The organism is Corallococcus exercitus (genome assembly GCF_003611585.1).
GTDB classification, from domain to species: Bacteria; Myxococcota; Myxococcia; order Myxococcales; family Myxococcaceae; genus Corallococcus; species Corallococcus exercitus.
Genome location: NZ_RAVW01000284.1, coordinates 1 through 12,430 on the forward strand (window position 1 = coordinate 1; position 12,430 = coordinate 12,430).

The 12,430-nt window shown below is 69.8% G+C and carries 10 protein-coding genes and 1 tRNA gene; all 11 read left to right on the plus strand.

All coding sequences use genetic code 11. The features are described 5' to 3' along the window. Positions 1-530: class I SAM-dependent methyltransferase (locus tag D7W79_RS28600; RefSeq protein WP_147442100.1), on the plus strand; the 530-nt coding region annotated here is incomplete at its 5' end. Positions 531-572: 42 nt separating this feature from the next. After that, a tRNA-Sec gene (locus D7W79_RS28605) sits at positions 573-671 on the plus strand. A 416-nt stretch (positions 672-1,087) separates the two neighbouring features. Further along, complete coding sequence (locus D7W79_RS28610; protein WP_147442101.1) at positions 1,088-7,003, plus strand: eCIS core domain-containing protein; 5,916 nt, start codon at positions 1,088-1,090, stop codon at positions 7,001-7,003. Positions 7,004-7,075: 72 nt separating this feature from the next. Next, positions 7,076-7,696, plus strand: a complete 621-nt coding sequence (locus D7W79_RS28615; RefSeq protein ID WP_120528560.1) for a Pvc16 family protein — start codon at positions 7,076-7,078, stop codon at positions 7,694-7,696. Continuing rightward, entirely contained in the window at positions 7,693-8,010 is a 318-nt protein-coding gene (locus tag D7W79_RS28620; RefSeq protein ID WP_120528561.1) for a hypothetical protein, read from the plus strand. The genes D7W79_RS28615 and D7W79_RS28620 overlap by 4 nt, the downstream gene beginning before the upstream one ends. A 53-nt stretch (positions 8,011-8,063) precedes the next feature. Beyond that, positions 8,064-9,704, plus strand: a complete 1,641-nt coding sequence (locus tag D7W79_RS28625) for a phage tail sheath family protein (RefSeq protein WP_120528562.1) — start codon at positions 8,064-8,066, stop codon at positions 9,702-9,704. Positions 9,705-9,741: 37 nt separating this feature from the next. Beyond that, positions 9,742-10,185: a phage tail protein gene (locus tag D7W79_RS28630; RefSeq protein WP_120528563.1), complete on the plus strand. Its 444-nt coding sequence runs from the start codon at positions 9,742-9,744 to the stop codon at positions 10,183-10,185. Between the two features lie 24 nt (positions 10,186-10,209). Next, positions 10,210-10,581: a hypothetical protein gene (locus tag D7W79_RS28635; protein WP_120528564.1), complete on the plus strand. Its 372-nt coding sequence runs from the start codon at positions 10,210-10,212 to the stop codon at positions 10,579-10,581. Continuing rightward, positions 10,578-10,766, plus strand: coding sequence for a DUF6760 family protein (locus D7W79_RS28640; protein ID WP_120528565.1), 189 nt, complete (start codon positions 10,578-10,580; stop codon positions 10,764-10,766). The genes D7W79_RS28635 and D7W79_RS28640 overlap by 4 nt, the downstream gene beginning before the upstream one ends. A 16-nt stretch (positions 10,767-10,782) precedes the next feature. Next, positions 10,783-11,265 (plus strand): phage tail protein, encoded by a 483-nt coding sequence (locus D7W79_RS28645; protein ID WP_120528566.1) that lies wholly within the window; start codon positions 10,783-10,785, stop codon positions 11,263-11,265. A 40-nt stretch (positions 11,266-11,305) separates the two neighbouring features. Continuing rightward, positions 11,306-12,430 (plus strand): hypothetical protein (locus D7W79_RS28650; RefSeq protein WP_439099248.1); only part of this gene is annotated, 1,125 nt, incomplete at its 3' end.

Below are 12,430 nucleotides of genomic sequence, written 5' to 3' on the forward strand. Positions count from 1 at the left end.
GGCTGGAGGTGGGTTCCGCGACGGCGCTGCCGGGGGGCGAGGGGTCGTTCGACGTGGTGTTCGCGTTGGAGTCCGCGATGCACTTCCGGACGCGGCAGGACTTCCTGCGCGAGGCGTTCCGGGTGTTGAAGCCGGGAGGCCGGCTGGTGATGGCGGACATGGCGCAGAAGACGGACCGCGAATCGGGCGCGGGGCTGCGGCAGCGGCTGCGCTACCGCTACTGGCGCGGGCTGATTGCCTTTCCGGAGGAGAACGTCTGGTCGACGGAGCGCTACCTGTCGGAGCTGCGGCGGGCGGGGTTCCAGGACGCGAAGGTGGAGTCCATCGCGGACGACGTGTACCCGGCGGTGAACACGGCGATCGTGGCGCTGCGAGGGATGGCGCAGTTGGAGAAGAACCCCGGGAGCACGTCCCTGCACCAGGTGCGCGCGGACGTGCACAAGGCGATGCGGATGACGCCGGAGCAGCTCCAGTGGCCCGCGCTGTTCAACTGCGACGAATACGCCGTGGTCTCCGCGCGCAAGCCGTGACAGTGGTTGACGGGCCGGGCCGGAGCGGCGGTAATCCGCGACGGTAGGGCCTCCGGACCTGGTGGCCGGCCCGGTCTTCAAAACCGGTGAGGGGCTGCGAGAGCAGTCCCTGGCGAGTTCGATTCCCGTGCCCTACCGCCACTCTCCCCTGAGCTGAAGGGCCGCGCTTGGTGCCGCATGAGCGGGCCCCGCTGCTGTCACGACCGGACGCGACTGCACCGCCAGGTGCTGGAGGGGCCCTGGCAGCGACCTGTCACGGAGGAAGACGAGGTAGAGTCTCCGGGACTTCCTGCCTGACCGGAGCCGTCTTGAAGTCGTCCCGTACCGCCAGCCCGGCTCCGGGCTGCGTCCCGGCACACGCCCACGAGGCGCCCGGGCCGCGGCGAGAGGAAGAGCCCATCTCGGGCGTGGAGGCCGCGCTCGACGACGTCCTGCGACGCGGGCACCCCATGCTCGACTCCACGGGACAGGCCGAGGCGGGCCGTCCCACCAATGGAGGCCAGCCACCTCCCGCACCGCCCACGCGCAAGGGCCTTCCGACACAGCCATTCGGGATCATGACACGCCAGGCTCGCGGGCCCGACGAGCGCCCGACGCTCGAAGCGAGAGCGACCCCACCAGGCACCCGGGCCACCGGCGCGACAGCTCCGCCGGAGGCCATCTCCTCCGGTTCTACGCCTGCTGACGGCGCCTCCGCGCCCAGCATCCAGCGCCTGCCGTGGGCCCCCATCCGACCCGAGCCCCGCAGGCCCGGGACGCGCGCCCAGGCCCTGGCCTATGCCCCGCCCGCCTCGCCGGAGGACTCCCGCGAGCCCCAAGGTGCCAGCCCCCCTCCGGGGACCGGAGCGCCTCCCTCGGCCAGCTTCCGCCCGTCCGACACCGCCCACCCGACGGGGATCCCCCAGCGCGTGCTCGCGAAGATGGAGTCTGCCTTTGGCACCCGCTTCTCCGACGTGCGCGTGCACCCGGGCTCGTCGCGGGCGCGGGAACTGGGTGCGCTGGCCTACACGCAGGGAAACCAGATTCACGTGGCGCCTGGCCACTTCGCCCCGGAGACCCGGCGGGGCCAGGAACTGCTCGGGCATGAACTGGCGCACGTGGTGCAGCAGCGCTCCGGCCGGGTGCGAGCGACCGCCCAGTTCAAGGGCACGTCCCTCAACGAGGACGCCGCGCTCGAGGCCGAGGCGGATGCCCTGGGCGCCCGCGCCGCGTCCACGCCCATGCCGATGGGGCCCGTGCGAGCCCCCGCCCCCGGGCCCCACCGGAGCGCAACCCGCGGAGGCGTGGTCCAGCGCCTCAAGTACCACCAGCTCTCGGACGCCCAGCGAGAGGCGGTCGACCGCGCCGCCGAGGAGCAGTTCCACGAGGCGGCCACCCACTTCGAGCAATACATCGGCAGGCGTGCCAGCGAGGACGCCCGCGCGCAGAAGATCGCGGACGAGCTGTTCCAGCGCTCGGTGCTCCTGGCTGAGACGGTCTACTTCAACAGTGCCCGCCAGAAGGAGAAGACGCTCGAGGCGCACTATCAGGAGATCTTCGGCAGCAAGGGCCGCACGGACATCACCGGAAGCGTGGGCGCCAACCCCGAGGTGATGCGGGAGGTGTTCCGGGCCGGCACCTTCCGCGAGAAGATGTCGATGTTCTACGTCGCGATGGCCGAGAACCAGACGTTCAACAAGCTGCTCTCCGAGTACTCGGCCATGCTGGACAAGGAGTTCGCGAGCCAGCTGGGGGACGTCGCGCACGTCACCCGCGTCCAGACGCTCCAGGGCCTGAACCCGTACGTGGGCAAGCGCCAGAAGAAGGAATACTTCCGGCGCGCCATGGAATGGGTGCAGATGGAGATCGACCTCGAACGCAAGGCCCTCCTCCAGTCGCAGGGAGAGAAGGCGAAGACCGTGCTGTCGCGCGAGGAGGCCTTGCAGCAGAAGGAGGACGACGAGGCGCTGGCCGCGGGCATCCTGGACTTCGTCACCGGCGGAAGCATCGTCGGAGACGAGACGACCGACGCGAAGAAGCGGGCGAACTTCCGGGGGATGGTGGAGCTGGTCATGCGCCTGCGCTACGCGGGCGCGCAGCCGAGCAGTACGGACACGTACGCGCTCCTCGGCGGCGTGGCCGAGAAGAAGGCGCTGCTCGTCACCGACCTGGAGACCCACGAGAAGCGCTTCTCCGCGGGCCTCGGCTGGCTGAAGGTCCTGATGGACCGGGTGTTCGCCGAGCACGAAGAGAAGCTGAAGGCGAAGCTCTTCCAGGAGGCCAGCGCGGGCGATGTCGAGCCCGAGGCATTGAAGCGGCGGCTGAAGAAGCACGTCCTGGAGGCGGCCTTCACGAAGCTGGGGGGCACCATCCGCGATACGGAGAGCCGGAAGCGGCCGGACGCCGAGCTGGAGCAGTTGCTCACCGAGACGCTGGAGGCCCAGGTGAAGAACCTGGACCCCGTCGTGAAGGAGCAGCAGGCGGAGGACCGCCGGGCGGAGCTGGGAGTCGCCGATGACAAGCTGGCGGAGTCACTCGCGGAGCGGAGGTTCGGGATGAACTTCTTCGGACCGTCGCTCCTGAATGCCAAGAACTCCCTGGAGGAGAGCCGCAAGGGAACCGACCGCGCCTACGCGCCCCCCAGCCAGCAGACCAGCGACAAGACCCCGGGCGAGCTGGAGTCCACGCCGTTCCAGCTCACCTACCGCGAGCTGGGGCAGGCCTTCTACAAGCCCGAGGAGCTCGCCGAGCGGCTGGCGCGGTTCAAGAAGAAGCAGGGAATCACCACCGAGGCGAAGTGGGACGAGACGGCCCAGGAGGCATTCCGCAAGGAGCTGCTGGCGGAGACCCGGGACAAGAAGCTGCCGTGGAAGCCAGGCGTGAAGTTCTGGATCCTGGACCCGAAGAGCCCCTTCATGCAGGCATCCGAGCTGCTCCGGGTGAAGGTGGGCGCGGCGCTCTCCGGCACCACGGACCGGGTGATGCGCAGCGCGAAGTACCTGGGCTTCACGGGCGCGGAACTCGATGACGTCCTGCTCGCGTGCCTCGGCTGGATGCTGCCGGCGCATGACCACACCTATTACGAAATCATGAAGGCCGCCGAGCCCTACCTGGACATCCGGCCGAAGAAGCAGCCCTTCCCCGACCTCATCATCGACGTCGACTACGCGAATGGCTTCGGCTACGCCAAGGTCCTCGACTACTTCAAGGACATCCCCCCCACGGCGCTGCCGAGCCACTACCTGTCGCTCGCGCACAAGGACGTCCTCGCCGAGAAGCTCACGGCGGGCGAGAAGGAGCCGTCCCCCGAGAGCACGCTCCGCATCGAGTCCGACCACGAGGAGCAGGAGGTCCTCACTGGCGACCCGGTGCGATACACCGTGCGCAACCACTCCGGGCAGCCGGCCCGCTACGAGTGGTACTACCTGCGGCACGAGAGCGGCGAGGCCCGGGGCACCCGAGGCGCCGGCGGTGAGCGGTTCGACGCCACCTGGATGCACAAGGGGGTCTACAAGCTCTACTGCCTAGTCTACCTCAATGACGAGCCCACCCCCGTCGCCACGCTGCGCTACGACCAGCTCGTGCACTCCCGCGAGGCGCGGCCCGCGCGGACCGTGCCAGAGTCAGGGGGGCTGACACCGAGCGTGGAGCGCACCCCGGTGTCCGCCCATGCGACCTTCACCGCCTGGAACGAGGAGCTGCACGAGGTGCCGCTGCGCATCTCCTTCATCGAGCACGCCCCGTCCGGAATCATCGCCTGCAAGCTGGAGGCTCCGGAGGTGCTGGAGGCGCGGCCCTCCGAGAGCGCGCGGTGGAGCACCTACTGGGGGCGGGCGCGCCAGCCTCGCGGGCTCACCGGCGGCGCCGAGGTGAGGAGGCTGTTCAACGCGTCCCGCCGCAAGCCGAAGGACCGCAGGCTGCTGAGGGCCGAGGCGCTCCTGCTGGCCGCGCAGCAGTGGGGGCGGCGGAACACGTACACCCGGACCGGGTCCATCAACGTGGACATCTTCGACACGGCGACCCGGGTGGTGCTCAAGGAGCACTTCTTCTACGTGGACCGCCCCGGGGCGACCGCGCGCGACGACGTCCCGGTGCCGGTGCCCGCCTACCGCGTCCAGGGCGGCGACTTCCTGGCGGGAATCAAGAGCTCCGTCCGGCTCGTCGACACCGCGAGCGGCGGGCTCGACGTGTCGGGAGACGCGATGGTGTGGATCAACTTCGCGGACCGGGCGCGCATGGTGTGGTGGCTGAACAACCGCAGCGATCGCTCCTACAGCGTCAACTTCCGGGTGAGCTCCGACTATCTCAAGGGCGTCGCCACCACGGCCGTGCCCGAGGCGGAGGCCAACCGGACGGAGCACGGCAGCCCCGTCAACAAGGGCAAGCCCATCATCTCCCAGGACCGCGCGACCCATCAGTACGCCATCCTGCGGCAGCATGAGCACTTCCCGGACTTCGGAGGGCTCAAGCGCAAGGCGATTGGCGGGGTGGTGAAGATGTTCCAGTGGAAGACGTTCGACATCAAGACGCCCCGGGGGGGCCTGATGCCGGGCGGCACCGGCATCCTCGCGCAGCCGTTCAACGCCGAGCTGCGCAAGGCCAAGGACGAGGAACTCAAGGTCCGGCTGCTCACCTATATGGGCGCTCCCACCGAGAACATCCAGTACCACCGGGGGCTGCAGCAGGCCCACGAGCGCGCCGGGCAGAAGCAATGGCTGGAGGACTACACGAAGAACCTGCGCAAGCCGGGCAAGGACGAGCTGTCCACCAGCGATCGCCGGCTCGCCTCGGAGCTGTCGGACGAGGAGCTGCGTCAGCGCCGGCCCACGTACGTGGCGAACATGAAGGAGGGCCTCAGGAAGGAACTGAGTCCCCAGCTCGGACCGGCCATGGGCAAGCTTGGCGAGGGCAAGGAGGTGGACCCCACCAAGCCGAAGACGGAGGCCAGGCGGCTGTTGCAGGAACTGAGCCCCACCTTGACCAAGCTCGCCGAGCGGGTGCGTGAGTTCGCGAAGCAGCAGGCCCTGCCGGTGGAGTTCAAGCAGGAGGTCATCACCGTCGCGTTCAATGAGCTGGTGGCGGACTTCCTGAGGACGGCCAAGGCCGTCAAGGGCATCCAGAACGAGGCCCTGCGCGAGAAGCTCATCTCCTATTCCCGGTTCCGCGTGAGCACCCTTCGCGGCATTCCGTCGCCGGGCGGTTCCGACACGACGCCCCCCGAGGGCACGTCCGCGCCCAGGACGCCCACGCAGCCGGGCCCCGAGACGGCCCAGCGCATCGACGTGGGAGCCCTGTCCCTGGGGCCGGTGTCCTTCGCCCGGGAGCAGGCCCGGCTGGCGGTGGGCGGTCTGGAGAACGCGGGCAACACCTGCTACCTCGCCTCGATGATGCAATTGGTGGCGCTCTCCCCCACCTACCGCGCGCTGTTCGAGCAGCCCGTGGAGGGGCTCACGGCCCAGCGGCGGACGGTCATCGAGCTGGGGCGCGGTGTCCTCACCGCCATCCAGCGCGGTGACACCGTGGCCCGCGACACCATGGAAGCGTTCCGCACGGCGCTGATCGCCGCCGGGTGGCTGCAGGGTACGCGGGACGATGCCGCCAGCCAGCAGGACGCGGCGATGTTCTTCCGCTTCCTGATGGAGGACTTCTTCCACGCGCCCGTCAGCCCGCTCGAGCGGCACGACTGGAGCGTGCCTGACCGTTACGCGCACACCCAGCAACGCAACGAGCCGCTCGTCCAGCTCGGCGGCCTCGGCGCATTGCCGCTCTCGCGGGGGCGCACCATCGACGAGCTGATGGCGGACCTCTATGGCAACCCCCAGCGGGAGGCGGACCGGGGCGGCGACATCATCCACCGCCATACGCTCCAGGGCCCGATGCCCCAGGACCTCACGGTGCAGCTCATGCGGTACGACTTCAACCAGCTCACCAGGCAGTACTCGCCGCGGCTGGAGGTCATCAACGTGGGCGAGGAGCTGCGCATCTCCGGGGCGCTCACCCCGGACGGGAACCACTACATCTACAGGCTGGAGGGCTTCGCCCAGCACCTGGGGATGAGCCCCAGGAGTGGCCACTACATCTCTTACGTGAGACGGGGCGAGCAGTGGTACCGCGCCAGCGACGAGAACGTCCAGCCGGTGTCCGCGGAAGTGGCGGCCCACGCGAGGCTCCGCGGGTACGTGTACCACTACCGGCTGGACCGCACCCAACCGGGGCCCTTCCCGGTCCTGCCCCCTTCGGAGGCCGAGCTGCACCTGCAGCAGCTCGTAAGAGACCCCTCCTACGAGTGGCGGCTCCTCGAGCCGCGGATCCGCGAGTCGCGGAATGACCCGGAGCAGATCCGCGACCTGCTGGTGCTCCTCGGGAAGGAGAAGCGGGCGGAGCTGCGCCGGTACCTCGGGGCGCTCGTGCCGGCCTCGCCGGAGGACGCGCGGCTGAAGTCCATGCTCCTAGACCTGCTGGTGTCAGTGGGGCTGGAGTCGGGAGGGTTCTAGCCGCACCTCCCCTCCCGGCCGGCCGTCGGGTAGCGTCCGGGGGCGGCGGCATCACGAGGGAGACAGCGAGCCATGGCGAACGCAGGTGGAACGGTGCTCCGAGACGTCAGCGTCAGCCTGGGCGCGCTGATTCGCGCGAACGTCTTCATCGAGAAGCCCGGGGACGTGGACGTCGAGTACCACTCCCCCGCCAGCGAGGAGACGGCGACCCAGGGGCGCCGCCCGGTGATTCTCGTCTACCTCTACCGGATGGCGGACAACCCCTACCTGCGCAACACGCCTGACTCCCTCGTCCGCACCCCCAAGGGCTTCGTGCGCCGGGCCGCGCCCGCCGTCGTCGACCTGATGTACCTGATGGTCGCCTACGCGCAGAACGCGGAGCTGGAGCTCATCCTGATGGACCGGCTCAAGCGCCTGTTCGCGGACGCCACCGTGCTGGAGAAGGACACGCTCAAGGGCGGGCTGCGCGCCACCGGCAATGACTACCTCACCATCGTCCCGGACAACCTGGGCCTGAACGACATCCACCAGGTCTGGGCCAGCTTCCCCAACAAGCCCTACCGGCTGTCGCTCTTCTACACGGTGACGCCCGTCAGCATCCCCCGCGTCACCGAGCAGCCGGTGCAGCGCGTCTACGAAGTCACCACCACCTATGACGTGCGCGTGGAGCCCGCCGCGAAGGAGGAGGAATGACGCCGCCGACCCGGCTGAAGGTGAGGGCCCGGCTGTCGGTGGCCATCCAGGTGACGGATGCGCGCTCGGGCGAGGTGCTCACCGCGGGCGTGGCGTTCCACTTCCCCGCCCCGGAGCCCCGGTGGGAGTCGCGGCTCACCCCGGATGGCTTCCACGCCTTCATCGGCCTGCCTCCGGGCCGCCAGATGGCGCGCGTCATCGCGCCCGGGTACCAGCCGCTCGACACGACCTTCACCGTCCCGGAGAAGCCAGACGACTCCAACGCGGTGCTCACCCTGGCGCTCCAGCCCGCGAGCGCTCGGGCAATTCGTTGAACCAGCGGAAGTCGCTCCCTATACTCGCGGGCTGACTCGCGAAAGGTGGATGCGTGGCGAACGCGTACCGGCACCCCGGCGTCTACATCGAAGAGCTTCCGGGGCCGCAGCAGATTTCGGGAGTCGGGACCAGCACCACCGTCTTCGTGGGGTGGACCGAGGGCGGGACGGTGAACCAACCGGTCCTCATCGACAGCTGGAATGCCTTCACACGGACGTTCGGCAACTTCGTGTGGGGCCACAACGTCCCCTTCGCGGTCTACAACTTCTTCGCGGAAGGCGGCTCGCTCTGCTACGTCGTCCGGGCGGCGGCCAACCCACCGGCGAGCATGACGTTCGCCACCTCGGTGCAGGGCAGCCTCACCGTCCGGGCTGCCGCGCCGGGCGTCTGGGGCAACAAGCTGGCCGTCCTCATCGAGAACTTCCCGATGGAGAACCCGCCGTCGGCGACGGCCAAGCCCACCTTCGTCCTGCGCGTCCTCTACGCGGCGCCCCCCACCGGCACCCCGCCCACCATCCTGGACGCGCTGGTGGCGCGCTACGTGGTGAGCAACCAGTTGCCCAGCGTGGCCACCAGCAGCCAGACCTTCTGGGTGCTGGAGGAGTTCTCCGGCCTGACGTCGGCGGACCTGGCCAAGCCGGTGGTCACCGCGCAGAGCGCCATCGAGTCGCGCATCAACAGCCAGTCGCTCTTCATCCGCGCCTCCGTGACGGACATCACCGGCACCCGGCCCCCCAACGTCATCATCCCGGCGCCGCTGGCGGGCGGCGCGGGGGATGCGAAGACGACGCCCACCGACTACGCCTCCGCGCTCACGTCCCTCAACCCGCTCAACGACATCAACCTGCTCGTGCTCCCGGACACGGGCATGGTGGACGACTACGGCACCCAGCGCACGCTGGTGCAGCAGGCGCTCACCTACTGCGAGAGCCGCACGCCGCGCGACCTGTTCCTCATCGCGGACACGCCGGTGGGGCTCACCGTGGAGGAGTTGGTCGCCTTCAAGAGCGGCACCGCGTCCTCCAGCGGCCTCGTCCCCGCGGGCAACGCGCTCAACTCGTCCTATGGCGCGCTCTACTGCCCGTGGATGGACTTCTTCAACGGGCTCACCTCGCGCAGCGTGCCCATTCCGCCGTCCGGCGCCATTGCGGGGACGTACGCGGAGACGGACCGCCGCGTGGGGGTGTTCAAGGCGCCGGCCGGGGTGCTCGACGGGAAGCTGGCCTCCGCGGTGGGGCTGACGACGCTGTTCACGACCACCGACCAGGACGTGCTCAACCCCAACGGCATCAACGCCATCCGGAACCTGCCGCGCTACGGCATCGTGACGTACGGCGCGCGGACGCTGTCCACCGACCCGAGCCTCACGTACATCAGCGTGCGGCGGCTGCTCATCTACATCGAGATCTCCCTCTACTGGGGCATGCAGTGGGTGGTCTTCGAGCCGAACGACCAGAAGCTCTGGGGCGCCGTCAACCGGGATGTCACGCAGTTCCTGACGTCGGTGTGGCAGGCGGGCGGGTTGTTCGGCGCGCGGGAGGCGGAGGCGTTCCTGGTGCAGGTGGACGCCGGCAACAACCCGCCGGAGACGCGTAACCAGGGCCAGCTCTTCATCGACATCAGCGTCGCGCCCGTGCGGCCCGCGGAGTTCGTCATCATCCGCATCCAGCAGGCGACGCTGCCCACCGGCTGAGTAGCGCACCGAAGCACTCCACGAGGCGGAATCCCGAATGGCCACCGAGAGAACGGACCCGTACAAGAATTTCCGCTTCCGCATCGAGATCCAGGGCATCCTGGTGGCGGCGTTCAGCAACGCCACCATCCCCGACGAGTCCATGGATGCGGTCGACTACCGCGAGGGCACGGACCCGTACACGCGCAAGCTGTCGGGGATGCCGAAGGTGGGCACGCTGACGCTCAAGCGCGGCATCTCCAGCTCGCAGGAGCTGTACGAGTGGTGGCGCCTGGTCAGCGCGCTGGGCGCGGGCGCTCCCGGCGGCCGGAAGAACGTGTCGGTCATCGTCGTGGATGACGCGGGCAACGATGCCCTCCGGTGGGACCTGGCCAACGTGTGGCCGACCAAGTATCAGGCGGGAGATCTCGACGCGAAGAGCAGCGACGTGCTCATCGAGACGATGGAATTGGCGCTGGAGACCATCAAGCGCGCGCGCTGAGACTGAGCACGCCGGGGAGACAGCATGACCGCGTTGATCACCGAGTTTCCCTTCACCCTGAAGCTCGGGTACGCCGACGAGGGCGGGGACCTGCACAAGGAAGGGACGATGCGCCTGGCGACGGCGGGGGATGAAATCCTCCCGCTGCGCGACCCGCGCGTGCAGCAGAACCCCAGCTACCTGTCCGTCATCCTGCTGTCGCGGGTGGTGACGCGGCTGGGCAACCTGCCCGTCGTGTCGCCCAAGGTCATCGAGAACCTGTTCGCGGCGGACTTCACGATGCTGCAGGACATGTACAACCGCATCAACGAGCGGGGCCGCAACACGCTCGACACCGTCTGCCCGAAGTGCAGCCACGCGTTCGAGACGGAAATGGATTCCAGCCGGGGCCCTTGAGAGGCTATCCCCTCGACGCCCTGCACGAGGAGATAGCCTTCCTGGCGTACTACCTGCACTGGGACCACGACACGCTGCTCGAACTCGAGCACCGGGACCGGCGCAGGTGGTGCGAAGAGGTCAGCAGGATCAACCGGGAGGTCGGCGGCTCCACCAAGAAGGAGAAGTCGCTGCTCGACCTGTAGCAAGCGGAGGAGCCCCATGGCGGTCATCGGAGGCGGCGCGGCGGCCGCGGCGGCGGCCCGGCTGGGCATCCGGGACGACCCGTACTTCGGCTACAACTTCCTGGTGGAAATCCAGGGGATGATCGCTGGCGGCTTCAGCGAGGTCTCCGGGCTGCGCATCAACACCTCCGTCGAGTCGATGCGCGAGGGCGGCGTCAACACGCACGAGTACAAGCTGCCGGGCCAGACGAGCTACGGCGACCTCGTCCTGCGGCGCGGCGTGTCCGACGTGGACCTGCTGTGGCATTGGTACCAGGACGTCATCGACGGGAAGATCAGCCGGCGCAACGGCACCATCTACCTGATGAACCACGTGGGCATCCCGCTGAGGTGGTGGAACTTCGTCCGCGCGTACCCCACCGCCTGGGAGGGGCCGGAGTTCAATGCGACGTCACCCCAGATCGCCGTCCAGTCCCTCACGCTCGTCCACGAGGGGCTCCTCAACCCCAGGGGCTTCTGAGGTGAACGGGCGGCCCCGGGCGCCAGGACGCTGGCCGGCGATGCTGCGGGCCGCGCAGGGGTCCGCCCAGGAAATCCTGCGGCGCCACCAGCGCGGGGCCGCGCCGTGGATGCCGCCCACGCTCGCCCACCTGTACCGGGTGTCCGCGGGTGCGCCCGCGCGCGTGTCGGTGACCCGGCACCTGGCGCTGACGTTCCGGTTCGTGGTGGGAGGCGCCTCCGGGGTGACGGTGCAGGGGAATGCGCCCGGCGCCAACCTCCAGGGGGCGCGGACGCTGCTCCAGCGCCTGCTGCCGCGGGTCGACCCGGTGGGGGCGACGGCGCGAGGCGAGCGGCAGCCCCGACTCCGCCTCGGGTACGTGAGCCGCGGCGGGCTGGATGGCGCCAGCCCCGGGGATGCGCGCGCCCGGGCCGAGCAGGCCGCAATCGGGGCGGCCCGGCTGCGCGCCCAGGCCGCCCAGGCCAGCAGCGCGGCGGCTCGCCTCGGAGCCCAGGTGGCCCAGGCGAGGAACGAGACGCCTCGACCCCAGGCCGAGGTGGCCCGCGCCGGAGCCGAGACCGCCCTCCTCCGCGCCGAGGGAGTCGACGCCGCGGCCGAGGCAGTTCGCCTCCGGGCCGCGGTGGCTCAGGCGGAGGGCGAGACGGCTCGACTGCGCAACCAGGTGACCCAAGCATCGAACGGGCTGACCCGGCTGGGTGCCCGGGTGGATTCCATGGGGGCAGAGGCGGCTCGCGCCGGGGCCGGAAGCGAATCCGCCTCGCGCGCCGTGATGGCCCGGACGCGGGTCCGCCTCGGGCACCTGACACCCGCCACACCCGAGCCCACGGTCCCGGGGCCCGGAAGCGCTCGCGTCAGGAGCGAGGTGGCTCCCCTGCGTGCCGGAGTGGCCCGCACCGGGGCCGAGCTGGCTCGCGCCAGGACCGGACCGGCCACCGCCTCCGAGGTGATGCGCCCGCTGCTCGCGTTGCGCGCACCCCGCCTGAGCGTCGCCGCCCCGCCCGGGCCCTCCCGGCGCTCTCCTTTCGGACGCGCTCCACGCGCCTTCCTCTCGGGCGAAGCCACCGCGGCCAGGCGTACTCCAGGCGCCCTTCCCCCGGGCGAAGGGCGTCCGCTGGCGTCACCCGTCGCGCTCGCGCATGCCCGTCCCTGTCTCTCATACACATCT

What these genes read in the sequence shown, in the direction of transcription:
- D7W79_RS28615 (WP_120528560.1), top strand. Translation starts at nt 7,076, where the DNA reads ATGGCGAACGCAGGTGGAACGGTGCTCCGAGACGTCAGCGTCAGCCTG.
- D7W79_RS28610 (WP_147442101.1), top strand. Translation starts at nt 1,088, where the DNA reads ATGACACGCCAGGCTCGCGGGCCCGACGAGCGCCCGACGCTCGAAGCG.
- D7W79_RS28635 (WP_120528564.1), top strand. Translation starts at nt 10,210, where the DNA reads ATGACCGCGTTGATCACCGAGTTTCCCTTCACCCTGAAGCTCGGGTAC.
- D7W79_RS28645 (WP_120528566.1), top strand. Translation starts at nt 10,783, where the DNA reads ATGGCGGTCATCGGAGGCGGCGCGGCGGCCGCGGCGGCGGCCCGGCTG.
- D7W79_RS28620 (WP_120528561.1), top strand. Translation starts at nt 7,693, where the DNA reads ATGACGCCGCCGACCCGGCTGAAGGTGAGGGCCCGGCTGTCGGTGGCC.
- D7W79_RS28630 (WP_120528563.1), top strand. Translation starts at nt 9,742, where the DNA reads ATGGCCACCGAGAGAACGGACCCGTACAAGAATTTCCGCTTCCGCATC.